This window comes from Streptomyces sp. NPDC057438 (assembly GCF_042802995.1).
Classification (GTDB): Bacteria; Actinomycetota; Actinomycetes; order Streptomycetales; family Streptomycetaceae; genus Streptomyces.
Genome location: NZ_JBHVDD010000116.1, coordinates 1 through 25,255 on the forward strand (window position 1 = coordinate 1; position 25,255 = coordinate 25,255).

The 25,255-nt window shown below is 73.9% G+C and carries 18 protein-coding genes and 3 pseudogenes; 15 read left to right on the forward strand and 6 right to left on the reverse strand.

Annotation, left to right across the window (positions count from 1 at the left end; all coding sequences use genetic code 11):
- Positions 1-88: 88 nt before the first annotated feature.
- Positions 89-1,708: an alpha/beta hydrolase gene (locus ACFU5F_RS38195; protein ID WP_383897728.1), complete on the reverse strand. Its 1,620-nt coding sequence runs from the start codon at positions 1,706-1,708 to the stop codon at positions 89-91.
- Positions 1,705-2,953 (reverse strand): annotated as a pseudogene (locus ACFU5F_RS38200) (serine hydrolase domain-containing protein). Before ACFU5F_RS38200 ends, ACFU5F_RS38195 begins: the two are co-directional and overlap by 4 nt.
- Before the next feature lie 303 nt (positions 2,954-3,256).
- Between ACFU5F_RS38200 and ACFU5F_RS38205 the strand changes: the two are divergent.
- From ACFU5F_RS38205 to ACFU5F_RS38230, 6 genes and pseudogenes are all read left to right on the forward strand, one after another.
- Positions 3,257-3,427: pseudogene (locus tag ACFU5F_RS38205) on the forward strand (oxidoreductase); the annotation flags it as partial.
- Between the two features lie 135 nt (positions 3,428-3,562).
- Positions 3,563-4,129: an MSMEG_1061 family FMN-dependent PPOX-type flavoprotein gene (locus tag ACFU5F_RS38210; RefSeq protein ID WP_383897730.1), complete on the forward strand. Its 567-nt coding sequence runs from the start codon at positions 3,563-3,565 to the stop codon at positions 4,127-4,129.
- Between the two features lie 125 nt (positions 4,130-4,254).
- Positions 4,255-5,109, forward strand: a pseudogene (locus ACFU5F_RS38215) (ABC transporter ATP-binding protein); the annotation flags it as partial.
- A gap of 182 nt (positions 5,110-5,291) precedes the next feature.
- Positions 5,292-6,272, forward strand: a complete 981-nt coding sequence (locus ACFU5F_RS38220) for an iron-siderophore ABC transporter substrate-binding protein (RefSeq protein WP_383897732.1) — start codon at positions 5,292-5,294, stop codon at positions 6,270-6,272.
- A gap of 116 nt (positions 6,273-6,388) precedes the next feature.
- Complete coding sequence (locus tag ACFU5F_RS38225) at positions 6,389-8,476, forward strand: iron ABC transporter permease (protein WP_383897756.1); 2,088 nt, start codon at positions 6,389-6,391, stop codon at positions 8,474-8,476.
- Between the two features lie 190 nt (positions 8,477-8,666).
- Positions 8,667-12,062 (forward strand): hypothetical protein, encoded by a 3,396-nt coding sequence (locus tag ACFU5F_RS38230; protein WP_383897734.1) that lies wholly within the window; start codon positions 8,667-8,669, stop codon positions 12,060-12,062.
- Positions 12,063-12,150: 88 nt separating this feature from the next.
- Here the strand turns inward: ACFU5F_RS38230 and ACFU5F_RS38235 are convergent, their stop codons facing one another.
- Positions 12,151-13,314, reverse strand: coding sequence for a PP2C family protein-serine/threonine phosphatase (locus tag ACFU5F_RS38235; protein ID WP_383897736.1), 1,164 nt, complete (start codon positions 13,312-13,314; stop codon positions 12,151-12,153).
- 101 nt (positions 13,315-13,415) lie between these two features.
- On the reverse strand, positions 13,416-14,180 hold the full coding sequence (locus ACFU5F_RS38240) for an IclR family transcriptional regulator (RefSeq protein ID WP_383897737.1): 765 nt from the start codon (positions 14,178-14,180) through the stop codon (positions 13,416-13,418).
- A gap of 170 nt (positions 14,181-14,350) precedes the next feature.
- On the opposite strand from ACFU5F_RS38240, the gene ACFU5F_RS38245 reads away from it, so the two are divergent.
- Entirely contained in the window at positions 14,351-15,340 is a 990-nt protein-coding gene (locus ACFU5F_RS38245) for an SDR family oxidoreductase (RefSeq protein ID WP_383897738.1), read from the forward strand.
- 204 nt (positions 15,341-15,544) lie between these two features.
- Here the strand turns inward: ACFU5F_RS38245 and ACFU5F_RS38250 are convergent, their stop codons facing one another.
- Entirely contained in the window at positions 15,545-16,831 is a 1,287-nt protein-coding gene (locus tag ACFU5F_RS38250) for a cytochrome P450 (RefSeq protein WP_383897740.1), read from the reverse strand.
- A gap of 156 nt (positions 16,832-16,987) precedes the next feature.
- Here ACFU5F_RS38250 and ACFU5F_RS38255 point away from each other — a divergent pair, with 156 nt between their 5' ends.
- From ACFU5F_RS38255 to ACFU5F_RS38285, 7 genes are all read left to right on the forward strand, one after another.
- Entirely contained in the window at positions 16,988-17,455 is a 468-nt protein-coding gene (locus ACFU5F_RS38255) for a DUF5709 domain-containing protein (RefSeq protein WP_383897742.1), read from the forward strand.
- A 146-nt stretch (positions 17,456-17,601) separates the two neighbouring features.
- Positions 17,602-18,219 (forward strand): dihydrofolate reductase family protein, encoded by a 618-nt coding sequence (locus ACFU5F_RS38260; protein ID WP_383897743.1) that lies wholly within the window; start codon positions 17,602-17,604, stop codon positions 18,217-18,219.
- 89 nt (positions 18,220-18,308) lie between these two features.
- Complete coding sequence (locus ACFU5F_RS38265; RefSeq protein WP_383897745.1) at positions 18,309-18,869, forward strand: RNA polymerase sigma factor; 561 nt, start codon at positions 18,309-18,311, stop codon at positions 18,867-18,869.
- On the forward strand, positions 18,866-19,690 hold the full coding sequence (locus ACFU5F_RS38270) for a zf-HC2 domain-containing protein (RefSeq protein WP_383897747.1): 825 nt from the start codon (positions 18,866-18,868) through the stop codon (positions 19,688-19,690). Before ACFU5F_RS38265 ends, ACFU5F_RS38270 begins: the two co-directional genes overlap by 4 nt.
- Positions 19,687-20,520 carry an ABC transporter ATP-binding protein gene (locus tag ACFU5F_RS38275; RefSeq protein WP_383897748.1) on the forward strand — a complete coding sequence of 278 codons (834 nt, stop codon included), beginning with the start codon at positions 19,687-19,689 and terminating at the stop codon, positions 20,518-20,520. The genes ACFU5F_RS38270 and ACFU5F_RS38275 overlap by 4 nt, the downstream gene beginning before the upstream one ends.
- Positions 20,517-21,896 (forward strand): hypothetical protein, encoded by a 1,380-nt coding sequence (locus tag ACFU5F_RS38280; RefSeq protein WP_383897750.1) that lies wholly within the window; start codon positions 20,517-20,519, stop codon positions 21,894-21,896. The genes ACFU5F_RS38275 and ACFU5F_RS38280 overlap by 4 nt, the downstream gene beginning before the upstream one ends.
- Complete coding sequence (locus tag ACFU5F_RS38285) at positions 21,893-22,471, forward strand: hypothetical protein (protein ID WP_383897751.1); 579 nt, start codon at positions 21,893-21,895, stop codon at positions 22,469-22,471. The genes ACFU5F_RS38280 and ACFU5F_RS38285 overlap by 4 nt, the downstream gene beginning before the upstream one ends.
- A 51-nt stretch (positions 22,472-22,522) precedes the next feature.
- Here the strand turns inward: ACFU5F_RS38285 and ACFU5F_RS38290 are convergent, their stop codons facing one another.
- Positions 22,523-24,217 carry a dolichyl-phosphate-mannose--protein mannosyltransferase gene (locus tag ACFU5F_RS38290; protein ID WP_383897753.1) on the reverse strand — a complete coding sequence of 565 codons (1,695 nt, stop codon included), beginning with the start codon at positions 24,215-24,217 and terminating at the stop codon, positions 22,523-22,525.
- 358 nt (positions 24,218-24,575) lie between these two features.
- On the opposite strand from ACFU5F_RS38290, the gene ACFU5F_RS38295 reads away from it, so the two are divergent.
- Positions 24,576-25,139, forward strand: a complete 564-nt coding sequence (locus ACFU5F_RS38295) for a hemerythrin domain-containing protein (RefSeq protein ID WP_383897755.1) — start codon at positions 24,576-24,578, stop codon at positions 25,137-25,139.
- The last annotated feature ends 116 nt before the right edge of the window (positions 25,140-25,255 follow it).

Genomic DNA, 25,255 nt, shown 5'->3' on the forward strand with positions numbered 1-25,255 from the left:
TCTCAGCCCCCGCGGATCACCGTGCCCGTCTCACCGTGCACGGTGAGACGGGCACGGTGAGACGGGGCGGTGGCGCCGAACGCCTCTCTCAGCCGGCCGGCCGCTCGCAGGTGATGTCGGTGTCGGGCAGGCGGCCGGTGGCCAGGTAGGCGTTGACCGTGGTGTCGACGCAGGGGCTGCCGAACACGCCGTACACGGCGTGCTGGTCCGCGCCGCGCAGGGTGAGCAGGCGGGAGGACGGCCACATGTGACGCACCGTCCGGGCGTTGCGGTAGACGGTGCGCGGGTCGCCGGTCGCGTTGACGAGGAGGGCCGGCAGGTCGCTGCGGATCGTGGTGGGCTGTTCGCGCGGCGGGTTCCAGAACGCGCACGGGCCGATGTTGTCGGTGACGGGACCGAACAACGGGTCCTGCTCACGGGCGCGCCGGACATCGCGCCAGTACGTCTCGGGGGAGCGCGGCGCGGACGCGTCCCCGCACAGGATCGCCGTCTGGACGCTGCCGTAGGCGGAGCCGGACCCGGTCAGCAGGAAGTCGAGGGTCTCGGCCAGCCATGGCGACGGGGTGACCGTGCGGCCGCCGACGGCGCGGCGCATGTCCCGTACGGCCCGCGCGAGATCGGCGTAGGCGGTGTCGTTGTCCTGCGAGAGGCCGGCGAAGACGGCGACGGGTACCAGATGGGCGTCCACCCGGTGGCCGCCGATCCGCAGGGGTGTGTGTTCGGCCGCGGTCCGGATCCCGTCCACGGTCGCCAGCACCGCGCTCCTGGTGCGGCCCAGGCGGTAGGTGGTGTCGCGGGCCGCCGCCCAGGCGGCCCAGCCTTCGAGGGCGTGCCGGTTGGCCGGTGCCGTGCCGCGCAGCAGCCGTGGGTGGTAGCGGCCGGGGTCGACGAGGCCGTCCAGGACGACGCGGTCGGTACGGCCGGGGAACATCGTGGCGTACACCTGGCCCAGGTAGGTGCCGTACGAGTAGCCGAGGTAGGAGATCCTGCGCTCGCCGAGCGCGGCGCGCACGATGTCCATGTCGCGCGCGGTGTTCCGGGTGGTGACGTACGGCAGGACGTCGCCCTGGGTCCTCGCGCAACGGTCGGCGAGTTCCCTGGCGAACCCCACCGCGCGGTCGAATCCCGCGCGGTCCTTCCCCGCGCCGCGTATGAAGGAGCCGGTGGGCCAGTGGCAGTCCAGGGGCGTGCTGCGGCCGACGAAACGGGGATCGACGCCCACCACGTCGTAGCGTTCACCGACCTGCTTCATCGTGGTGCGTATCCACGGTGGGTCGCCGATGGTCTGTCCGCCGGGGCCGCCGCCGTTGAGCAGCAGCGCGCCCACGCGATGGGCCGTGTCGGTGGCCCGGATCCGGGAGATCGCGACGGTGATCGTACGGCCGTCCGGATCCTCGTAGTTGAGCGGGACGGTGACGTCGGCGCACCGGGCGCCCGCCTGCTGGAGTTCCCTGCCCGTCTCGTCGTCGGGTCCCAGCACGCAGCTCCTCCAGTCGAGGTGCTGGTCGTGGTAGCGGGCGAGGGAAGGGGCGGACGCACGGCCGGGTTCCGCCGCGGCGGGTGCCACGGGGACGGTGAGGGCGCCGGCCAGGCACAGGGCAGCCCCCGCCGCGGTGCGGGACACCCGTCGGCGTGGGCCTGCCGTGCCCGTGGCGGCCGTGCCCGTGACGGCCGTGCTCGTGGTGGTGGGGGAGGAAGAGGCGGTCATGCGGAGGTCCTTTCGGAAGGCATGCCCTCGCAGAGGGAGGCGTCGACGAGGTCGAGGAACGCGGACTCGGCCGGGAGCGAGGCGGGAATCTCGTTCAGGGCGACGGCGACGCTCCGGCCGCCGGGACCGACGGCGACCAGCGCGCGGTGGCCGCCGGGCACCGTCCCCGCGTGTCCCCACCACGTTCCGCCGCAGGACAGGGGTGTCGAGATCACGCCCAGCCCGTATCGGGCGCCGGGCCAGAGACGGTCGGCGTCGACCTCGACCGTCCGCCGCATCTCCGCGAGCTGGGCGGCGGGCAGCAGGCTCCCGTCGAACAGGGCGGTGGCGAACCGTGTCAGGTCGCCCGGCGAGGAGACCAGGGCGCCGCCGACCCCGCCGAAGGTCATGTTCCAGGCGGTGCCGTCGACGCGCCGGCCGCCTTCGTCGGTGAAGTAGCTGCGGGAGTGCGCTCCTCGGACGTGTGTGTCGTCGCCGGGCCAGTAGGTGTCGCGCAGCCCGAGGGGCCTGATGATGCGGCGGGTGATCTCGGCTTCGGGGGTGCGGCCGGTGATCTCGCGGACGATCATGCCGAGCACGAGGTAGTTGGTGGTGGCGTAGTGCCAGGTGCCCTGGGGGCGCGGCAGTTCGAGGGCACGCCTGACGAGGTCGTGTGGCTCGAAGTGCCGGAACCGCTGCCGCGAGATGCTCCCATTCGGGTGCGTCGAGGTAGTCGGGTAATCCGCTGGTGTGCCGCAGGAGTTGTCGTACGGTGATCGGACGGCGGTCGTGGGTGGCCGTACGGCGGTCGTGGGTGGCCGTACGGCGGTCGTGGTCGCCTCTGTCGAAGAGGCCGGGCAGGTAGCGGTCGACGGGGGCGTCCAGCGAGAGGCGGCGCTCGGCGGCGAGCCGCAGGACGAGTGCCGCGGTGAACGTCTTGGTCACACTGCCGACGCGCAGTCGGTCGGTGGCGTTCATCGGGCGTCCGGTGCGCACGTCCGCCGTGCCGGCGGTCTCCGTCCAACGCCCGCAGGGATGGCCCGCGGTGGGGTCGGTCACCAGGACCGCGCCACCGGTGATGCCGTGGTGGCCGGTGAGGTCGCGCAGTGACTGGCGGGTTCGGTCGTGCGTGCCGCAGTTCACGGTGGGGTGCGGGGCGGGCGGCTGTGCGGTCGCCGTGGGGCCGGTGGTCAGGACCACGGCCGTCACCAGCGCCGCGAGACCGAGTCGCTTGCCGGTCGTCGAGGTGATCGGGAAGGTGAGCATGCCACCTCACGGTAGGTACCGTCCGGTCCGTGATCACTCCGGCAGGCAGGTGCTTGTGAGGTGATGTCCGCCCGAGCGCGGAGCCGGGAGCGGACCTCATGGACGGACGCGGCCGGCTGCTGGTACGGGCGAGCGTGAAGCGGCGGTTCCTCGGGTAGCCCTCCAGCGCGCGGCCCCCGGTGCCGTCGGGCATGGGTGCGCGCGGTCTCGACGGTCGGTGCGCGCGTACCAGCCTCGCGGTCCGGCCTCGATGCGTGAGGGGGAGTCATGGGGGCTGCGGTCGTACCTGGCGCACGGCGGGAGGGCGGGCCCCCGTTCGCGCCGGAGAGCCTGCGTGCCCTCGTTCCCGACATCGCCGAGCGCGACGTGTATGTCTGCGGCCCGCCCGCCATGACCTCGGCCGTGCTGCGGGGCCTGCGCGCGCTGCGGGTACCCCGGGGGCAGGTGCATCTCGAGCCGTTCGGCCTGGCGTGAGCCGTGCGGAGGGGGAGGGGAGAGGCAGAACGCGGGTGCCTGGACCAGGACACGATCATGAAGTTAGGGTTACCTTACTTGTAGAGGGTCCGGGGTGTGCACCGTCGCCGGACGTGTGCCACTTGGGGGTCGGCCTTGCCGCGCGCGATCGACAGCACCGCCGGGGACGGGCCGGAGACCGGGGGCGAGGAGGGATGGGTCGGGCTGCGGTCGCGCGACGAGTTGCGTGAACTGCTCGGGGAGCCCTGGCCCGTGGTCATCGAGAAGGTCCATGACCGGCTCACCGACCAGGACCGGGACATTCTGGCCCGCTCGCCGTTCTGCCTGCTGGCCACCTCCGGCGCGCGGGGTGACTGTGACGTCTCACCGCGTGGGGATGCCCCGGGATTCACACACGTCCTCGCCCCTGGCGTGATCGCGCTGCCCGACCGGCCGGGGAACCGGCGCGGCGACAGCTTCCACAACATCCTCGACAACCCGCACGCGGGTCTGCTCTATCTGATCCCCGGAAGCAAGCAGGTCCTGCGGATCAACGGCCGGGCCCGCATCCTCACCGACGCGCCGTTCTTCGACGCGATGGTGCTGGACGGCCGCCGTCCCCCGCTGGCCCTGGTGCTGGAGATCGACGAGATCTATCTGCACTGCCCGCAGTCGCTGCGCCGCTCGGGGCTCTGGGATCCCGCGTCGTGGCGGGCCGACTGACGGCAGGGGTGGGAAGTCCGCGGACATGGCGGCCTGCGGGCGTGGTGAGGTCGGCGGTCGGGTTCGGCGAGGCGGGAACGACACCCCTGGTGACCGATAATTTAGGTTAGGCTAACCTTCGCTTCGTGAGATCTGGTGAGGAAGCAGCCGCCACGCCGCGGCTCCGCGGGCACGCACTGTCGGCCACGGGCGTGACCGTGTCGTACGACGGCGTGGACGTCGTGCACGACGTCGCGATCGGACTGCGGCCCGGTGAGGTGACCGCCCTGGTCGGCCCGAACGGCAGCGGGAAGTCGACGCTCCTGCGGACGGTCGCCCGGCTGCAGCGGGCCCGCCACGCCGCGCTCACGATCGATGCCGGCACCGACGGTCTCGCCCTGACCGCGCGCGAGTTCGCGCGGCACGTGGCGCTGCTGACACAAGGGCGGCCCACCCCCAGCGGACTGACCGTGCGTGATGTCGTCGAGTTCGGCCGGTACCCCTACCGGGGCCGCTTCGGCCGCCGGGATCCGGACGCGACGGCCGCGGTCGACCGGGCACTCGCTCTGACCGGCGTCACGGACCTCGCCGAGCGCGGCGCCGAGCACCTGTCCGGCGGGCAGCTGCAGCGGGTGTGGCTCGCGTGCTGTCTCGCGCAGGAGACCGGTGTCCTCCTGCTGGACGAGCCGACGACCTACCTCGACCTGCGCTACCAGGTCGAACTCCTCGACCTCGTCCGCGACCTGGCGGACGACCACGGGATCGCCGTGGGCGTCGTCCTGCACGACCTCGACCAGGCGGCCGCCGTCGCCGACCGGATCACGCTCCTCGAAGCGGGCCGGATCGTCGCCGAGGGCCGCCCCGAGGACGTCCTCACGCCGGAACGGCTGACCGCCGTCTACGGCATCCGCATCGACGTCGACACCGATCCCCTCACCGGCCGGCTGCGCACCCGCCCGATCGGCCGTCACCACACCCGGCACCACCGCCCCGACGACCCGCGGCTCGTCCCGGACAACCCCCGGCCCGTCCCGGACGGCACACGGCTCGTCCCGGACAACCCCCGGTCCGTCCCGGACGGCGCACGGGACGCCCCCGGCGGCACCCGGCCCCTCCCCGATGGCCCCCGGGACGCCCCCGGCGGCACCCGGAACACCCCAACCGAAAGGCTCGGCTCCACCTCATGAGACGTCTCCTGCTCACCGCGGTCACCACCACCGCGGCCCTCACCCTCGCCGCGTGCGGCACCACCGAGCCTGCCGCCGACAGCTCCGCGAAGCAGTCCTCCGAGGCCATCACCCTCACCGACTCCACCGGCAAGAAGGTCGAACTCGACGGCCCGGCCACCAAGGTCGTCGCCACCGAGTGGAACGAGGTCGAGTTCCTCGTCACCCTCGGCGTCGACCCGGTCGGCGTCGCCGATGTCAAGGGCTACAAGACCTGGGACCAGGCCGTCCCGCTCAAGAACCAGCCCAAGGACATCGGCACCCGCGGCGAGCCGAGCATGGACACCATCGCCGCTCTCTCGCCCGACCTCATCGTGGCCTCCTCCGATCTGCCGCCCGCCGCCGTGAAGCAACTGCGGAAGATCGCCCCCGTCCTGGGCATCAGATCGGCGGACGCCTCCGACCAGATCGGGCAGATGCTGGAGAACCTCGACCTCATCGCCGAGGCCACCGGCACCACCGACCGGGCCGGCGCCGCGCGCGAGAGCTTCGAGGCCAAGGTCGCCGAAGGCAAGAAGGCCCTCGCCGACGCCGGTCTCGACGGCACCGAACTGGCCTTCGCCGACGGCTACGTCACCTCCAACCAGGTCTCCCTGCGCCCGTACACGAGCGGCTCGCTCATCGGCGCCGTCAACGAGCGGATCGGCCTGAAGAACGCCTGGAAGGTGAAGGGAGACGCCGCCTACGGCCTCGGCACCACCGACGTCGAGGGGCTGACCGACCTGCCGAAGGACGTCCAGTTCGCCTACATCGGCAACGACGAGGACGACACCAGCACGCCCTTCACCGGCGCGCTGGCGAAGAACACCGTGTGGACGTCCCTGCCGTTCGTGAAGGCCGGCGAGGTGCACCGACTGCCCGACGGCATCTGGATGTTCGGCGGCCCCGAGTCGATGGAGGCGTACATCGACGCCGTCGTCGACGCGCTGACGAAGTAGCCGGCCGAGCGACGACCCGAAGAAGTACGACGACTCGACGACGCGGGGGCCCGACCGTGAGCCCCGGCGACAACGACGACGCGACGACACTGACGACAGGACGACGAACGACAGCCATGGCCGTCACCGCCAAACCCCCCGCCCCCCGTCCGTCGACGGCCGCCGACCGTCCGCCGGTCACCGCGACCCGGCCGGGCGCGACCGCGGTGACGGCCGGCCTCGTCGTCCTGGTCGCGGCCCTCGCCGTCGTCGACCTCACCCAGGGCACCGCCGCCGTCGGACCCACCGAGGTGTTCAAGGCCCTGACCGGGCGGTCCGGTCCGGGCGACGCGTCCGTCGTGATCGCCTCCCGGCTGCCGCGCGCGGCAGCCGGCATCCTCGTCGGCGTCGTCCTCGGCGTGGCGGGCGCCGTACTGCAGGCCGTGAGCCGCAACGTCCTCGCCGCGCCCGACACCCTCGCGGTGAACGCCGGCGCCTACCTGGCGCTAGGCGTCGTCGGTGTCACCGGCGTCTCCCTGCCCCTGCTCGCCTCGTCCGGCATCGCCTTCGCCGGGGGACTGCTGGCGGCGGCCGTCGTACTCGCCCTCTCCGGGCTCGGCACGGGCACCGTACGGCTGGTCCTCGCCGGCACCGCCCTCATGCTGGGCCTGAACTCCCTGACGGAAGGGCTGCTCCTGCTGTTCCCGCAGCGGACCGAGGGCCTCTACCAGTGGAACCAGGGCAGCATCGGGCAGAACGGCTTCGACGGCGTCGTGCAGATGCTGCCCGTCGTGGCGGTCGGCCTGGTCGGTCTGTGGCTGACGGCCCGTCGGGTCGACGCGCTCGCCCTCGGCGACGACGCCGCGCGAGGGCTGGGCGTCCCCGTCCGCGCCACCCGGGTCACGGTCGTCGCCCTGGCGACGCTGTTGTCGGCGGCGGCCGTCACGCTCGCCGGGCCCGTCGGCTTCGTCGGCCTGTGCGCACCCGCACTGGTACGCCCCCTCGCCCGCCGCTTCCGCGGCCTCGCCCGTACCCGGGGGGCCCTGCCCGTCGCCGGCCTGGTCGGCGCGGGACTGGTGCTCGGATCGGACGTACTGCTGCGGGCCCTCGTCCCCTCCGGCACGGCGGTCGCCGTGCCCACCGGCGTGGTGACCAGCCTGGCGGGCGCCGTGGCCCTGGTGGTGATGGCCCTACGGCTGCGGGACACCGCCGGAGCCGAACCGCCGGACCGCCTGCGTATCCCCAGCCGCACGGCGTTCCTGGTCACCGTGGCCGTGCTGGTCGCCGTGACCGTCGGCGTCGTGGTCGCGGGTGTCCTGCTGGGCGACAGCAGGCTCCTGCTCGGCGATGTCGCCAACTGGGCCCAGGGGCGGGCGGGCCGGACGGTGTCCTTCGTGCTCGACACCCGGGTGCCGCGCGTCCTCGCGGCCCTGTGCGCGGGCGCGGCCCTCGCCCTGGCCGGGACACTGGTGCAGGCCGTGACCCGCAATCCGCTCGCGGAACCGGGCGTCCTGGGCGTCTCCGGCGGGGCCGCGCTGGGCGCCGTGCTGCTGGTCACCACCGTGCCCGTCGCCGGTGGCTGGAGCGTCGCGGGCGCCGCTTTCGCGGGCGCCGCCCTCGCCTCCGCGGTCGTCTTCGGACTGGCGGCCCGGGGCGGCTACCAGCAGAACCGGCTGGTCCTCGTCGGCATCGGCGTGGCCGCCGGCACCACGGCGCTGATCAGCCTGCTCATCGTGCTCACCGACCCGTTCAACGCCACCAAGGCCCTGACCTGGCTGTCCGGTTCGACGTACGGCCGGACCCTGCCGGACGTCGTGCCCGTCGCGTGTGTCCTGACGCTGGGCCTCGTCGTCGCGGTGGCACGCCGGACCGAACTGGATCTCGTCTCCCTGGACGAGCACACCCCGCGGCTCCTCGGGCTGGGGCTGTCCCGGGCCAGACTCGGGTTCCTCGTGGTGAGCGTGCTGCTCAGCGCGACCGCCGTCGCCTCGGCCGGCACCATCGGTTTCGTGGGCCTCGTCGCACCGCACGCCGCGCGTGCCCTCGTGGGCCGACGGCACGTCCGGGTCGTCCCGGTGGCCGTCCTGCTGGGCGCCTGTCTCGTCTGCGCGGCCGACCTCCTCGGCCGCACGGTGATCGCCCCGGCCCAGCTGGGCGCCGGCCTGATGACGGCCGCGATCGGCACGCCGTACTTCCTGTGGCTGCTGGTGCGGACCCGCCGGTAGTCCGGCGTCCGCCGGGAGGGCACGGCCCTCTCGTCGAGCACGGCCCGTCCCGTCAGCGCTCATGCGCCAGCAATCATGCGTTAGCGCTCGCTCGGTCAGTGCCGGCTCGGTCAGCGCCGGCTCGATCCGGGCCGGTTCGATCAGTGCTTATTCGATCGCGTGCACGGATCTTGCCGTGCACAATCGGCGGATGCCGACCGCCTCCGAGGAGCTGCTCGCCGCCCTCGAACCCTTGCCGTTCCCCGCCCGTCTCACGCTGACGGCCCGGACCGCACGCCGGCTCGCGGACGACGGTACGCTCGGCCCGCTCCTGACCGAGCTGGACGGACGCGGACCCTACGAGCGGCGGCTCGCGGCGCTGGCGGCCCTCGTCGGACGTGACGCTCAGTTCCTTGCGTCCCGGCTGGCCGACCCGGACCCGGTGGTCGCCGGGTACGCGCGGCGCGCCGTCCGCGAGCTGCCCGTCCCGGACCGGGCGGTGGAGGCGGCCTACGCCGACGCACCGGCCGTGCTGCGGCAGCGGCTGGCCCGGCTGCTCGCCGCGGGAGGGCGCACCGCGCTCGCCGAGCGGCTGGTGGCGCGCGTGCGCGCGGACTGGGGTGACGCCGAGGCCGCGCGGCTGCTGCCTGCCTGTTCCGCCTCGTTCGTGGCACGGGAGTTGCCTGCCCTGGCCCACGCCGTCGACGGCTGGACGCGGCTCGCCGCCCGGCACCCCGACCCGGTGCTGGACCACGCCGAGCGGGCCCTGGCCGACCGGGTCGGCGGGCAGCAGCGGGACGACTGGTGGCGCCTGCACGCCACCACGGTCGCGGCCCTCGCGCCACGGCGCCCCGAGCGGGTGCTCACCCTGCTGGAAGGACACGGTCCGAGCAGCCTGCCGCCCGCGCTGTGCAAGGGGCTGGGCCCGCTGGCCGCCCTCGACGTCGAACGTGTGATCGCCTGGATCGCCGCCCCCGGCCGGCGGGCGCAGCGCCACGAGCCGCTGCCGCCGCCCGGGGTGATGCGCCGGCTGGTGCGGGCCGAGCCCTCGTCGCTGATCGCGCTGGGCCGCCACTGGCTGTCCCGCGGCGTCAACTTCGCCTCGCTGATGAAGGCCATGGCGCCCGGCCGGCGGGCCGCGTTCGTGGACGCGGTCTCCGTCGGGGTGCGGGACTGGGACGTGGCCCTCGGCGCCCTCGGACTGCTGCCCCGCGAGCGCCGCTGGGCGGAGGTCCGTCGTGCCCTGGCCGAGTCCGACGGCACCGGCTACTGGTGGGAGGACCTGGACACCGTCGCCCACGGTCCCTTCGACGAGGCGCGCGCCGAGCTGCTCGCCGCCGTCGGGCGCCCCGACGCGGACGACCGGGCCCTGGCCTGGCCGCTGTTCGTGACCTGCGCCGCCCTCGACGGCGGCCGGGAAGCGGTCACCGAACTGCTGACCGTCGCCGGACGCCGCCTGCGCAACGACCGGGACCCGGTCCGCGCCGCCGCGCTCGGCGCGCTCGCCGAGACGCATCCGCGAGTCTTCGACTCCGCTCACGTCCCGTTGCTGGACGCGATCGCCGCCGACGCCCTGGAGGCGCGGGACACCTCGGCGGACACGACGGCGGCACTGCGCACCCTCGCCGTACGCCTGCTCGTCGCCCACGCCACCGACGGCGAGGCAGGGCTGCGGGACTGTGCCCTGCGCGTGCTGGAACGCCTCACGCGCCGCGTCGGCGTACCCGACCTCGGCCCGCTCCATCGCGTCCTGCGGCGAGGCCAGGAGCGGCAGGTGTTCGAGGCCTTGCGCCCCTGGCTCGACGCCGGGGCGGGGCGGGCCGACTTCCGGCTGCTGCTGGCCCTGGCCACCGCACTGGGGCCGCGCGCCCGGCGGCTGCCCGAACTCCAGGAGCGCCTGGCCGCGGCTCTGGAGCGCGGCGACGACGACACCTTCCGGACGGCCGCCGAGCTGTGGCTGGCCGCACCGGAGACCCGCGACGAACGGGTCGCCGACATCGTCGCCCTCGAACCGTCGTCGGTCGTGCTCCCGCCCGTACGGCGGGTACTGACCCGGCGGCGCACCGATCTGCTGGACTCCCTGCTCGCCGCGTCCCCGCCGTACGGCCGCTTCCTGCCGGACGGGGCCCGGCGCCCCCTGCCGGACCTCGGCGACAGCGACCGCTGGCTGCCCCGCCAGCAACGGGCGGCGGTCCGTCTGGCGGGCCGGGCCGTCGCGGACGACTCGCTCCCGCTCGACGAACGGGCCGCCCTGATCCGGGCCGCGGCCCCGGTCCCCGAGTTCGGGCGTGCCCTGGCGCTCGCACACACCGACGACCCGGAGGTGGTCGTGGCCGAGGCCGCGCTCGGCGCGCTGCCCCGGACCGACCGGCCCCAGGACACCCTGGCGCCCCTGCTGGAACACGCGGGCGGCGACCGGGCCAGGGTCGCCGTGTACGCGGCGGGACGTGCCGCCCGCTTCACCGCGCCCTCCGAACTCGCCGTCGCTCTCGGCGCGTTGCTCACCGGTGAGCGCTCCGTGAAGGTCACCGCCCGCAAGGAGGCCGGACGCCTCGCCGCCCGCTTCCTGCCGCCCCGGCAGGCGATCTCCCTGCTGGCGAGCACGTTCCGCGCCCCCGGCCGGCACCCGGACGTACGGGCCGCCGTCGTCCGGGTGCTGCCGCCCCTGCTCGGTGAGCCGGAGGCATGGCGACTGCTCGACGAGGTCACGGACGACGACTCCAGGGCCGTGCACGAAGCCCTCCTGGCCGTCAGCCCCTGGGAGTTGGCCGAGACGCACCGCCGCGCGTACGCCACCGTGATCCTGGGCACCTACGGCACCGCCCTCGCGACGAGCGAGGGCTTCGGGGGCGGCTACGCCGTGCTGCGTGCCATGGGGGTGTGGTGCCGCCACGCACCCGAACTCGCCGAGCATGTCTCCGGGATCGTCCGCGACCTCGCGGACCGGACCCACTGGCGGTCCGCGGAAGGGGTGCTGCGCGAGCTGGCCGCCTCCGAACTGCCGCACCCCGTGGGCGGAGCCGCGCCGGGCAGCGTCCTGCACGACACGGTGGCCGCACTGCTGGCCGCGCTGCACACGGCGGAGGGCGCCGCCGACGCGCTCACGGACCGGGACCTGCCGGCACTGCAGCGACTGCGGAGCCTGACCTCGTTCGCCCACGTCGACGGAGTACGCCCCGAGCTGCTGGAGGCGGTCGCGCGGCAACTGGCGCCGGAACCCCTGCTCGTGGCCGAACGCGCCCATCTGCTGGCCCAGTTGGCCGATCACACCCTGGAGCCGGCCGCGCTGCTCGAACGGCTGGGGGACCTGGCGGAGGCCCTGGAGGGAGCGGGGGTCGCCACGGCGGTCCATACGGCCGGCCGCCTGCGGACGTACTCGCCGCACCACGTGCATCCGCGCGGCGCCGAGGCTCTGCTGACCGCCGCCGGTCGGTTCGCCCACGAGGGCGGCGCGGTGCAGGGCCTGCTGGCGATCGGTCTGGTGCGGGCGACGGGCGGTGCTCTCGGGTGGCCCGAGGAGTGGCGCGAGCTGCTGCGGCAGCTGCGCAGGCACCCGGACGCCGACGTACGCCAGGAGGCGTACGAGATCACGACGGAGAGGGAATGACCGCCCGCGTCGGGGACCAGGCGGCGCGCACGGTGCCGGGGAGTCTCGGGGCGCGAGCCCGGACGGCCGGTACCTCCGCCCTGGGCGGTCAGCCGGCCAGGGCGCTGGCGTGCGTCGCCGGCTTGCGGAGCAGGAGCAGTGCCGCGTCGTCGTGAAGCCGGCCGCCCACGTGGGTGAGCAGTTCGTCGTGGAGCGCCGAGAGGGTGTGGGCCGGCTCGTCGGACACGTGGTGGGCCAGTCGCTCGGCGAGCGGATAGAACGCGCGGTCGCGGTCGCGGGCCTCCGTGACACCGTCGGTGTACAGCAGCAGCTGGTCCTCGTCGCCGAAGGGCAGGATCCGCAGACCGGGCTTCTCGCCCGTGAGCGCGCGCAGCCCCAGGGGCGGGGCCGGGCGGTCCGGCTCCACCGGTACGACGTCCGAGCCGCGCACGAGCAGCGGAGGCGCGTGCCCGCAGTTGACCAGTTCCAGGCGGCCCGGCCGGGGATGCCCGGCGACGACGGCGGTGACGAAGTCGTCGCTGCGGAGGTTGCGTGCCAGGCTCCGCTCGATCCGGTCGACGACCGCGAGGAGGTCGGGCTCCTCGTACGCCGCCTCGCGGAACACGCCGAGCACCAGGGCGGCTATCCCGACGGCGGGCAGCCCCTTGCCGCGCACGTCGCCGACGATCAGCCGTACCCCGTACGGGGTGGGTATGAGCGCGTACAGGTCTCCGCCGATACGGGCCTCGGCCGCCGCGGCGCTGTAGCGGACGGCCACCTGGAACGGGCCGACGGTCGCCGGTACCGGCTGGAGCAGCGCGTGCTGGGCGGCCTCGGCGACCGAGCGGACGGCCGCGAGGACCCGCTCGCGCCGTCCGCGCAGGGCGCTGGCCAGGGCGCTCGCCAGGGAGACGGCCACCAGTGCGGACAGGACGGCGGCCAGCTCGCGGCCCGGCGCGCCGTCCCGCACACCGAGCATCGTGCCCAGCACCCCGGCGAGGAGGCCGACGCAGAGAACGCCACGCGGTCCGCTGGTGGTGGCGGCCAGCGCGGGCCCCGCTGCGAGCAGCGGCAGCCAGGTCAGTCCGGGCCCGCCGACGAGGCCGACGAAGACGATCACGGAGACGATCAGCACGGGCAGCGCGGGGGTGCCGGAGGCCAGCTGCGTGGCGACCCGATGGCGGGCCCCCCTGCCCCTCCCGGACGCGCGCGTCGGGGAGGGCCCGTCCGGCATCGGCCTGTGGTCGCCGCCAAGCTCTCGGGTGTGACTCATGTATCGCCCGCGATCCTCACCTGTGCGTGGAGTCCTTGCTCCTGAATTGTCCGGTTCAACCAGGAAAGGGGATCTGCTCGGGTGTCACAAGGACATGGATTTCAGATAGTGAGCGACAGGCCCCTGGTCACGCGGCTCGCGATCGGGAGGAGCCGCGCCCGGACCTCCGGCAGCCGGGAGAGTCGGTCCGCGCGCAGCGAGACGCCGAGCGAGCCGAGCGTGTCCCCGCTGTAGACGGGCACCGCGATGCAGACCGTGCCGAGGGCGTACTCCTCCAGGTCCGTGACGGCCGGTGCCACGGGGGAGGAGTCCAGCCGCCGCAGCAGCTCCGGGGCGTCGGTGATGGTCCTCGGGGTGAGATCGGCCAGGTGATGCCGGGAGAGGTAGTCCCTGCGGGCGTCCGCGTCCAGCTCGCGCAGGACCGACTTGCCGAGCGCCGTGGCGTGCCCGGCGTCCTCGAAGCCGACCCAGAGGTCGACCCGGGGCGCCCGGGGACTGTCCACGATCTCGGCGACCCGGATCTCGCCGTCCTCGTAGAAGGTGAGGTAGGCGGCGCTCGCCAGCTCGTCCCGCAGCGCGGCGAGCGTCGGACGGACCCGGCTGAGCAGCGCCTGACCGCGGCCGGTGGTGTGCAGCGCCTGCACCTTGTCACCCAGGACGAAGCCGCCGTCGGCCAGTTTGCGCAGGTATCCGTCGTGGACCAGGGTCCGCAGCAGGTGGTAGGCGGTGGCCAGGGGCAGCCCGGTCTCGCGGGCCAGCTGCTTCGCCGGCGCGCCGTTCTCGTGCGCGCTCACCGCCTCCAGCAGGCGGAAGGCACGCTGGACGGACGTGATGAGCGTGGGGCCGGGGCCGTCGTGCACAGCCATAGGACCAGGGTGCGCCGGTCGCGAGGAGCGGGCAAGCGCCGCCCGGCGCGGACGCCCCTTCCTCGCGATGGCCTGGCCCGCGGCGTGTCGAGCCCGCGCCGGTTCGGGGTACCCGGGCGGCGCAGCCGGACACGACGTGTCCGGGACGGTCAGTGCCGAGGAGGTACGGAATGCGACTGCGTGAACACGTGGTGGTGGTGACGGGAGCGTCCAGCGGCATCGGCAGGGCCACGGCCGAGGCCTTCGCGAGGAAGGGGTGCGCGGTGGTGCTGGCGGCCCGCCGCGAGGAGGCGCTGGAGGCGGCCGCGCGCGAGTGCGAGCGGCATCGGGGGGCCCGGACGCTGGTCGTACCGACCGACACGACGGACGCCAAGGCGGTCGACGACCTGGCGAGGCGGGCCGTGGAGGAGTTCGGCCGGATCGACGTATGGGTCAACAACGCGGCCGTCAACGCCTTCGGCCGCTTCGAGGACGTGCCCCTGGAGGACTTCCGCAAGGTCCTGGACGTCAACGTGATGGGCTATGTGCACGGGGCACGAGCGGCTCTGCGGGCGATGCGCGAGGAGGGACACGGCACCCTGATCAACATCTCGTCGATCGTGGGCGCCGTCGCCCAGCCGTACAGCCACCCGTACAGCATGTCCAAACACGCCGTCCAGGGGCTCGGCTCGAGCCTCCGTCAGCAGCTGCGGGTGGAGGGCGTCAAGGGCATCCGGGTGTGCACCGTGATGCCCGCGACCATCGACACCCCGCACTTCGAGCAGGCGGCCAACCACACCGGGCGCAAGGTGGTCGCCATGCCGCCCGTCTACAGCCCCGAGCGGGTCGCCCGGACCGTCGTCGACCTCGTCCGCCACCCCCACCGCGAAGTGGTGGTCGGCCCCGCGGGCAAGGCCCTGGTGCGCCGGGCGCGGAAGAACCCGGCGCTCGCCGAGCGGGCGATGGCCCGGCAGACCGAGAAGACCCACCTGTCCCACAAGGATTCCGCTCCGGCCACGCACGGAGCACTGCACGTACCGGCTTCCGGCGAGGGGGCGGTGCACGGCGGCTGGGGCGGCCGACGGCGCACGGCGCTGCGCAGGGTGGCGGTCTACGGACTGGTGGGAGCCGGCGTGGCGGCCGCGGGCCGCCGGATCGGACGCGAACTCTCCGCCGCCTGAGCGGGACGCCGGCGTCCGTCACCGGCACACGTGCCGGAAGACGTAACACGACGTAGCACGACGTAGGGCGCGGGACGGTGCACGACCGCGAGTGGGCGGGCCCCGGCCGGGCCCGCCCACTCACCTCATCGGTGTTCCTCGTCCGGCGCCTTCCTCGTCCGACGCTCCGCGTCGTCGTCGGCGCTCAGCCCCCGGCCGCGCCCTTCATCCCGCCGCCCGCCCCGCCACCTGGACCCGCTCCGGTACGCGGACGGACTCCATGACGAATCCGCTGCGCACCCGCGCCGGCATCCGCGTCAGCGGGATCCGCAGATCCTGCGGGGGCACGTCGTACTCCAGCCGGGCCAGTCGGGGCCCCAGGGCCCGCAGCAGTGCGACGGTGACGTCCTCGCCGGGGCAGCGATGGCCGCCCGCGCGGTCGCCGCCGCCCTGCGGCACGAGGTCGTCGCGGCGGGGCGGGCGCTCCAGGAACCGCTGGGGTTCGAAGGTGTACGGGAGGTCCCACAGGCCGGGGTCGTGGTTCTGCCCGTACAGGTCGAGCAGGACCAGGGCGCCCGCCGGGATCGGCTCACCCTTCCACTCCAGGTCGGTGACGGCCCGCCCGCCGACGAACGGGGCGAAGGGATAGAAGCGCCGCAGCTCGTGGGCGAACGCCACCGCGTACGCGGGATCGCCCTCGGCCAGCCGTTCCCGTACGTCGGGCCTGAGATGCAGCGCGTGCCCCGCGTAGCCGACGAACCAGCACACCGCGACGGTGGGACGCAGGACGTTGAGCAGTTCGACCGCGGCGGTGTGCGGGTCCAGGGGCAGGCCGTCGGCGTCCTCGTGCCGGACCACGCCGTCCAGCGGTGATCCGGCGGGCGCGGTGGCGGCACCCTCGCGGACATCCGACACCAGACGGGCCAGCCACGCCTCAGCCCGGCTCCGGGCCCGGCGGGCCCGCCAGTGCCGGGGCCCCGGCGAGGCGAAGCCGTCGACCATGGCGACCAGGTCGGCGGCCGTGGCCCCGCCGTCGGCGTCGCGGTCGTCCAGGGGGATTCCGGCCCACCGGCAGACGCCCAGGGTGAGCACCCGGCTCGCCTCGTCGAACAGGACGACCGAGGGCCGGTGCGGCCAGGACTCCTCGGCCGCGTCCCAGGCCCGGGTGACGTGCTCCACCAGGCCGGCGACCGCGTTCGGACCGGTGAGCAGCGACAGGAACAGCTCCTTGCGCACCCGATGGGGCGGCCCGTCCAGCGTGTGGACGGCGCCATGGCCGAAGAGCGTGCTCAGCACCGGGCCGGGCAGCGCCGAACTCCGTTCCACATGTCGTTCGTCGTAGAAGAACCGCACGGCCTCCGGGCCCCGCAGCGCCACGGCGGGCCGGCCCGTCAGCCGGGCACGGACCAGCGGGCCGGCGGTGCGGCGCCGGCGGTCGGGCAGCCAGGTGTATCCCCTGACCAGCAATGCGAGCGAACTGTCGACGAGCGGGGTGCGGCGACTCTGCATCATGCCCACCCGGGTGCCCGCCCGGCCCCGCCGGTAACGCGGCGCCGGCGACGCGGCGGCGGCCGATGCGGCGCGCCGATCACGGCCCGCAGGTGTCACACCGGGGGAACCCGGTACTCCGCAGACAACGGAAACCAGCCGACGTCCCCGGAGGCGATCATGACCGAGGAGAACATGGCGGACGACGCCTACCAGCCCACGGGCGGCAACGAGGAGCAGGAGGATGCCTCGCCGCTGGACCTCCAGGACGCGCTCGACGAGCGCACCTACGACGACATCCTGGACGAGGGCTACTCACCGCCGGAGAAGCCGCTGGGGGTCACGAGGAGCGGCACCACGGCGGCCGAGCAGCACGAGGGGGAGTCCCTGGAGGACCGGCTGCGGCAGGAGGTCCCCGACGTGGAGGTGCCGCCCGGTGACGGAATCGGTGACCTGCCGGGCGGTGAGGGCGAACCGGTGGACCCGGAGGCCGGTGCGGACCGCGCCGGCCGCCTGGTCGCTCCCGACGAGGGCGTGCGCACGGACACCACCAAGGAGCTCGTCGCCGAGGACGAGGGCATCGACGGCGGCGCGGCCGGCGCGGAGGAGGCGGCGATGCACGTCGTCCCTGACGATCAGCTGCCCTGACGGTCGAGCCGGAGACCGGGCAGGCCGGGAGCCCCGGAAGCCCGGTGGAGAAAAACCGAGTGCGTGGGGCGGTCGTGTCGAATGCGGCTGCTCCCGGTCGACGTGAGGGTGCAGGCAGACGGACCACAACCCCAGGAGCACCCCTCATGACGACCGTGACCGTGGACATGGCTATCTCCCTCGACGGATACGTCGCCGGTGCCGACGTCACCCCCGACAACCCCGGGGGCGACGCTGCCGAGCCGCTCTTCGCGTGGATCCACGAGCTGGCGAGCTGGCGGGAGCGCCAGGGCATGACCGGCGGCCTGGAGAACCGCGACTCCGAGCTGATGCGCGAGTGGTTCGACGCCACCGGAGCCGTGGTCATGGGGCGCACGATGTACGACACGGGCGAGAGGTTCTGGGGCGAGAACCCGCCGTTCCGCACCCCCGTCTTCGTGCTCACCCACCGGCCCCGCCCGACCCTGGTGAAGGAGGGCGGCACCACCTTCACCTTCGTCACCGACGGTATCCACAGCGCCCTCGACAGGGCGAGAGCCGCGGCCGGTGACCGCAACGTCGACATCGCGGGCGGTGCGGGCACGGTGCGGCAGTACCTCCGCGAGGGACTCGTCGACGAACTGCACCTGCACGTCGTGCCCGTGCTCCTCGGCGCCGGGCTGCGGCTTTTCGAGGACCTGGGCGCGGAGCGGCGCGACCTCGAACCGGTCGCACTGGTCGGCACCCCCCTCGCCACCCACCTGAAATACCGCTTCGTCAAGTGACACCCCCGCCGCCACCGGCAGGCGGCCACGCTGTGACGCGGATCACGTCCGATCGAAAACCCGCCGTACGGGCTCCGCGTCTAGGGGGTGTGAGATCAGTCAGGAAGGCACCGAACGAGCCGGACGAGGAGCGCCTCGTCCGGCTGGTGGCCAGAGGCGACCGCGCGGCGTTCGAGGAGCTGTACCGGCGCACCGCGCCATGGCTCGCGGTGCGGTTGCGGCGCCGCTGCGCCGACGAGCAGATCGTCGCCGAGGTCATGCAGGAGACGTATCTGGCGGTGTGGCGCGCGGCGGGCGCGTTCGCCGGCGCCGCGGTCGGCGGGACCGCCGTCGGCTGGCTGTGGACCATCGCGGCACGCCGCCTCGTCGACGCGTTCCGCCGCCGGGCCCATCACGCCGAACCGCCGCCGGCCGCCGCCGGGCAGCCCTTGGCGCCCGCGGCCGAGGAGGAGGCGCTCGCCGCGACCGTCGGTGGTGACGTCGGGGACGCGCTGCGGCGCCTCGCGCCCGAACTCAGACAGGTACTGCAGGCCATGGTGCTCGACGGGCTGTCCGTCCGGGAGACCTCGGTCCTGCTCGGCGTGCCCGAGGGCACGGTCAAGACCCGCGCCCGCCGGGCCCGGACCGAGATGCGGAGGGCCCTGGCATGACCGTGGAACACGCCTCGAAGCGGATCATCGACGGTTACGCGCGCGGTGACACCGACATCGGCGCCGACGACGTGTGGGCCCTGGAGGCCCATCTGGAGAGGTGCCGGCAGTGCCGTGACCGGCTGTCGACCGCCCTCTCGGCGACCGCGCCGGCCGTGACGGCGATGGTCGGCACCGTCTGGGCCGACCTCGAACCACGGCTTGCCGCCACCGCCACCATGCCCCTCCGCCGTCCCTGGTCGGCACGGCTGTCGAGGTGGCTGACGCCCACGATGGCGCCGTGGCTGGCCATGGTCATGACCGTGACCCTGCTCGCGCTGCTGCTGGACGTCGCCGACACCGGGTTCGGCCCCGGTCAGGTGTCGCCGGTGCTGCTGCTCGCTCCCGTCCTGCCCGTGCTGGGCGTCGCGGCGTCGTGGTCGCGCGGCCTGGACCCGGCGTACGAACTGACGGCCTCCGTGCCCAGGGCCGGGCTCCCGCTGGTGCTGCGGCGCACCGTGTCCGTGCTCGCCGTCGTCATCCCCGCACTGCTGGCGGGTGGCGGTCTGACGGGAGTGTCGGCGGCCCAATGGCTGCTCCCCTCGCTGGCGTTCACCTCGACGACCCTCGCGCTCGGCGGCGTCGTCGGGGTGAGCCGGGCCGCCGTGACGCTGGTCGCGGTGTGGGCGGCCGTGGTCGTGGCACCGGCCCTGGCCACCAGCCGTACCCCTGTCGCCCTGCAGACCGACGGTCTGCCCGTGTGGGGGCTGATCCTCGCCCTCGGCATCGGTGTCGTGATCGCCCGCAGGGGCGCGTACACCGTGCTGGGAGCCCATCGATGACCGACTGGAAGGAACACCACGTGATGTCCGCGGTGAGCGCGGCCGACCTCGCACCGACGTCCTACGCCTGGGAGATCAGGGCCACGGGACTCAAGGTGCGGGCAGGCCGGAAACGCATGGCCGTCGACGGGCTCGACCTGTCGCTCGGCACCGGCGTGCACGGCCTGCTCGGCCCCAACGGAGCCGGCAAGACCACCCTCATCCGGGCGCTGGCCACCGTGCTGCGCCCCGCCGGGGGCACCCTGGAACTGTTCGGCGAGTCCGTCGGCGGCCTCGGCGAGCACCGGGCGCTGCGCCGCCGGATCGGCTATCTGCCGCAGGAGTTCGGCTACTACAAACGCTTCACGGTACGCGAGTTCGTCGAGTACATGGCCTGGCTGAAGGAGGTCCCCAAGGCGGACATCCCCGCGGCGGTGCAACGAGCGGTCGAACGGGTGGGCCTCGCGGACCGCGCCGACGACCGGATGAAGGCCCTGTCGGGCGGCATGGTGCGGCGCGTCGGGATCGCCCAGGCCATCGTCAACGACCCGGCGGTCCTGCTCCTCGACGAGCCGACGGTCGGACTGGACCCGGCCCAACGGCTCCGCTTCCGACAGCTGTTGCAGGAACTGGGCACGGACACCTGTGTGGTCGTCTCGACCCATCTGGTGGAGGACGTCGCCGCCGCCTGCACCGATGTGGTCCTCTTCGCCGAGGGCCGGCTGGTCTTCCAGGGCACCCCGGACGAACTGGCCGCGGCCGGCGGCCCCGAGCACGTGGGCGACAGCCCCCTGGAGCGCGGCTACTCGGCGCTCCTGCTCGACCCCCGGCAGGAAAGGGGCACCTGGTGAACACCCGCGTCCTGCGCACCGAGCTGCGACGTTCCGTCGCCCCCTGGGCCGGCGCCCTGACCCTGATCGTCGCCCTGGCGTTCCTGTACCTGCTGAGCGGCCCGTGGTGGAAGGGCGCGGCGATGTGGACGGCCCAGTGGACGTCCATGGCCCTGTGGACCCGCTCCCTGCTGATCCTGCTGTGGCCGCTCGCCCTGGCGCTCGGCGCCCTCCAGGGGCTGCGCGACCACCGTTCGAAGATGGCCGAGCTGCTGACCAGCACACCCCGCCCCGCCCGGCACCGGGCGGCGACGACCGCGGGCGCGACGGTGATCACGCTGACCGCGTCCTTCGCGATTCTCGTCCTCCAGGGCGCGGTCCAAGTGGCCGGCGGCACGTCGTACACGCACCTCGGCTGGCTGCCGATCTCGCTCGTCGCCGGACTCTCCCTCGTCGCGGCGGCTTTCCTCGGCATGGGGATCGGGCGCAGCCTCCCCTCCCCGCTGACCCCGCCCGCCCTGGCCGTGGCCGCGTTCGTCTTCCTCAACCTCCTGCGGATCTCGACGGACGTGATGACACCGGGCGCCGCACCGCCGAACCGGGCCACGCTGCTGTCACCGGCGGTGCAGGACGTGCGCAACGTCTTCCTGACGCTCTCCGTCCCCGTGCACCTGGGCCAGACGGTCTGGCTGCTCGGCATGGCGGCGACCGGGTTCGCGCTGCTGCTCGCCGCGACCCGGCGCACCCGCCTGCTCGCCGTGGCACCCGTCCTGGTGGGCGCGGTGATCGCCCTGCTGCTGTTCCCCGCGGACCCGCGCCGGGCGTACGTCGTCGACGAGGCCGCCGCGGCCCCCGTGTGCGAGGGTCCGGTGTGCGTGGCGAAGGCCCACCAGGACCACCTCGCCGACCTCGCGGGGCCCGGGAAGAAGGCGCTCACCCTGCTGCGGGACGCCCTCGGCGGCGCAGCGCCGGAGTCCGTCCGGGAGAGCACCGCCCCACGGGCGCTCTTGGAGCAGCCGGAGCGGTCCCGTACGGCCGTGCTCGTCGACTTCGACGACAGGGTCTTCTCGCAGTCGCGAGGGGAGAAGATGACCCGTGCCCTGGTGGGCCAGGGCCTGGCACCGATCTGCTCCGCCCGCAGCGACAGCGAGAGCGGCACGCTGGGGGAGATCGCCGCACAGAGCGTCGCGGCGGGCTGGGTCCTCGGGGACCTGGAGCCCATCGAGGGATCCGTGCACGCGGTGAGCGAGCAGTTGCAGGAGGCCGGTCCGGTGTTGCGGGAACTCAAGGCGCTGCCGTGGTCCGAGCAGATCGCGCGGGTCAAGGCGGCGCACACCGCCGCCGTCTCCTGTGCCGGCGACCCGCTGGAGATACTGGACGGCGGTAGGTCCCGGTGAGGTGGCTGACGCTGTACGCCCGGTCCCGTCAGGTGCCGGCCTCCCTCGCCGCGGTGGTGATCGGCACGGTGCTGGTGTGGACGTTCGCCCGGGACGGCGGTGGGGGGCCGGCCGATTCGAAGGTGCCCGTGTTCGTCCTCGTCGCCTCGGTGGTGGCCGCCTCGATCGGGCTCGGCGGGCAGGACCTCGCGCTGGACCGCACGGCGGCGATCCCCTGGCGGCTCCGCAGGGCGGCGCACGTGCTGCTCGTCGGCGTGGTCGCGGCCGCCGCGCTCCTCACGGCGCGGGCGGTGGACGAGGAGTCCTGGGTGACCACCGCGTTCATCGTCCGCGACAGCGCGGGTCTGACGGGCCTGGTCGCCCTCGGCGCGGTCCTGGGCGGGGCGCAGTACGCGTGGACCCCGCCGATCGCCTGGCTGTCCTACACCGTCTTCGCCCCCTCCCCGACGAGCCTGCCGACACGGGTGGCGAGCTGGATGCTCCTCCCGCCCGGCGCCCCGGCGGCCACCTGGACGGCCCTGGCCCTCGCGCTCACCGGCACGGCGGCGTACGCCTTCGCAGGGCCGAGGCGGTAGCGGGAGGGGACGGGAGCGGGGCCGTGAGGGCGGCCGGTCCCGCCCGCCCGTTCAGATCCAGGTGTCGAGCCACATCCGGGTCCGCCACTCGGGATACGGGATCGTGGTCCCCGTGTAGACGGGGAAGAAGTAGATGAAGTTCCACACGATGAGCAGGACGAGCGTCCCCGCCGCCACCACTCCCCGGTGGCGGCGTTCCGCGCCCGCGCCCGGCGGGCCCAGCAGGGCGCCCAGCGTCATCGCCACGGCCAGACACAGGTACGGCACGAACACGACGGCGTAGAAGGAGAACGTCGTACGGTCCTGGTACAGGAACCACGGCAGGTAGCCAGCGCCCACGGCGCACAGGACGGCGCCCGCGCGCCAGTCACGGCGCAGGGCCCACCGGAAGAGCAGGTACACCAGCGCGCAGCACGCCGACCACCACAGCAACGGCGTCCCCAGGGCCACGACGGCCCGCGAGCAGCCGGTGAGCGCGTGGCAGCCGGCCTCCCCTGGTTCGGGGGACTGGTAGGAGAACAGCACGGGGCGACCGAGGACCAGCCAACTCCAGGGATTCGACTCGTACTTGTGGAACGCGTCCAGGTTCACGTTGAACCGGTACACGGCCGCCTCGTAGTGCCACAGGCTGCGCAGCGGCGCCGGTATCCACGACCACACGCCGCCGCGGCCGTCCGCCCAGTGCCGTGCGTAGCCGCCGTCGGACAGGAACCAGCCGGTCCATGTCGCCACATAGGTCACCACGGCGACCGGGGCGAGGGACAGAGCCGACCGGCCGAGGTCCTTGCGCAGCACCGCCCGGTAGGGGTGGCGCGCCCCCGCGACACGGCGGGCGGCGACGTCCCACAGCACGGTCAGGACCATGAAGAAGGCCAGGAAGTACAGGCCGTTCCACTTGGTGGAGGCGGCCAGCCCCAGGCAGACACCGGCCGCGAGCCGCCACGGCCGCCATCCGGTCCCTGCCCGGTCGCCGGTCTCCGCGTCGGGACCGGCGTGCCCGTCCTCGTCGACCGGCAGGGCCGCCGCGAGCCGGGCCCGGGCACGGTCCCGGTCGATCAGCAGACAGCCGAAGGCCGCCAGGACGAAGAACATGACGACCAGGTCCAGGAGGGCGGTACGGCTCATCACGTAGTGCAGACCGTCGACTGCCATCAGCAAGCCCGCCAGACAGCCCAGGAACGTCGAGCGGAACAGCCGGCGCCCGACGCGGCACAGCATCAGGACCGACAGCGTGCCCAGCAGGGCCGTCATGAAGCGCCAGCCGAACGGGTCGAGGCCGAACATCCACTCGCCTGCGGCGATGACCCACTTGCCCGTCGGCGGATGCGCGACGAAACTCCCGGTGTCCGAGAGCGGGATCACCTGGGGGTCGGCCAGGATCTGCGGGTCGGCGACCTTGCGGTCCGGCCAGGTGCCCTCGTGGCCGAGCCGCAGCAGGGACCAGGCGTCCTTGGCGTAGTAGGTCTCGTCGAAGGCGAGTTCGTGCGGTTGGCCGAGACGCCGGAAGCGAATCGTTCCGGCGAGCACGGCGACGAGCAGCGGCCCCAGCCACGCCATCGCCCTCGCGACGCGGTACGCGGATTCCGGTCCGAGCCCCACCCGCTCCCAGAGCCCGGTCGACGGCTCCGGGAAGGGCGGCACCAGCCGCGCACGGGTGTCGCTCCGCGGGCCTCCGATGTACCCGAAGAGGCGCAGACGGTCGTTCCAGCCGAGGGGCGCCGTCGTCGAACGGGTGCCGTGGAGCATCGCGGTGAGGAAGTCCTTCGAGAGTGCGGGCGGGGCCGTGCCGGTGGTCGTCCGGCGGGGCCGGGGTGCGCCCGGAGGCTAGCAGGACCGATCCGGCTCCGCGGAGAGTGAGCGGCCGTTGACACCTCGGGCGGCCGGAACGGGCCGTGTCGCCGCGTACGGCCTTCGTCGCCCCACGCGTGCGCGCGTTTTACCGCCGCGCACACCCTTCTCGCGTGCGTCGAGATCATCCAGGGCGCGGGGCCGCGTGGCTGGGCCGTTCGCGGGTACTCGGCCTCGCATCGCAAGACCCGCCGGGCCGACGGGTACCCATGCCTGCGGATGCGCATGGGGTGCACTCAGGAGAGGAGCGAAGGACATGGGACACGGTGGAGACGTCATCGCCGAACTGACCACGGACCACGGCGAGGTGGAGGAGATGTTCGGCGAGATCGAGGCACTGCCGTCCGGGGACCCCCGCCGCAAGGAGTACGCGGACAAGGTCACCATCGAACTGGTGCGTCACTCGGTCGCCGAGGAGGCGTACCTCTACCCGGCCGTCCGTGAGCACGTACCGGACGGCGATGCGATCGCGGACCGGGAACTGGAGGACCACGCCGAGGCCGAGCGCACCCTGAAGGCCCTGGAGCGGTGCGACGCCGACGACCCGGACTTCGACCTGCTGATCACCCAGCTGATGACCGAGATCAGGTCGCACATCCGGGACGAGGAGGAGAACCTCTTCCCCCGGCTGCGCGCGTCCTGCTCGGCCGAGGCGCTGGACAAACTCGGCGAGAAGGTCCGCACGGCCAAGAAGACGGCGCCGACCCGGCCCCACCCGGCGGCTCCGGACACGCCTCCGGCCAACAAGCTGCTCGCCCCCGGCATGGGTCTCGTGGACCGCATGCGCGACGCGCTGAGCGGCCGCGGCAAGGACGACTGACACCCGTACGCCTCCGGGGACGCGGTAGCCGCACGGTTCCTGCCCCTGTGGGAAGCCCGTCCCTCGGGGGACGCGGTACCGGACGGCGAGGGGCCGGTGGAGAACAGTCGGAACTG

Bases quoted from the DNA above. Each gene is read 5' to 3' on its own strand.
- ACFU5F_RS38195 (WP_383897728.1), bottom strand. From the start codon at position 1,708: ATGACCGCCTCTTCCTCCCCCACCACCACGAGCACGGCCGTCACGGGC.
- ACFU5F_RS38220 (WP_383897732.1), top strand. From the start codon at position 5,292: ATGAGACGTCTCCTGCTCACCGCGGTCACCACCACCGCGGCCCTCACC.
- ACFU5F_RS38225 (WP_383897756.1), top strand. From the start codon at position 6,389: ATGGCCGTCACCGCCAAACCCCCCGCCCCCCGTCCGTCGACGGCCGCC.
- ACFU5F_RS38230 (WP_383897734.1), top strand. From the start codon at position 8,667: ATGCCGACCGCCTCCGAGGAGCTGCTCGCCGCCCTCGAACCCTTGCCG.
- ACFU5F_RS38235 (WP_383897736.1), bottom strand. From the start codon at position 13,314: ATGAGTCACACCCGAGAGCTTGGCGGCGACCACAGGCCGATGCCGGAC.
- ACFU5F_RS38240 (WP_383897737.1), bottom strand. From the start codon at position 14,180: ATGGCTGTGCACGACGGCCCCGGCCCCACGCTCATCACGTCCGTCCAG.
- ACFU5F_RS38245 (WP_383897738.1), top strand. From the start codon at position 14,351: ATGCGACTGCGTGAACACGTGGTGGTGGTGACGGGAGCGTCCAGCGGC.
- ACFU5F_RS38250 (WP_383897740.1), bottom strand. From the start codon at position 16,831: ATGATGCAGAGTCGCCGCACCCCGCTCGTCGACAGTTCGCTCGCATTG.
- ACFU5F_RS38255 (WP_383897742.1), top strand. From the start codon at position 16,988: ATGACCGAGGAGAACATGGCGGACGACGCCTACCAGCCCACGGGCGGC.
- ACFU5F_RS38260 (WP_383897743.1), top strand. From the start codon at position 17,602: ATGACGACCGTGACCGTGGACATGGCTATCTCCCTCGACGGATACGTC.
- ACFU5F_RS38270 (WP_383897747.1), top strand. From the start codon at position 18,866: ATGACCGTGGAACACGCCTCGAAGCGGATCATCGACGGTTACGCGCGC.
- ACFU5F_RS38275 (WP_383897748.1), top strand. From the start codon at position 19,687: ATGACCGACTGGAAGGAACACCACGTGATGTCCGCGGTGAGCGCGGCC.
- ACFU5F_RS38290 (WP_383897753.1), bottom strand. From the start codon at position 24,217: ATGCTCCACGGCACCCGTTCGACGACGGCGCCCCTCGGCTGGAACGAC.
- ACFU5F_RS38295 (WP_383897755.1), top strand. From the start codon at position 24,576: ATGGGACACGGTGGAGACGTCATCGCCGAACTGACCACGGACCACGGC.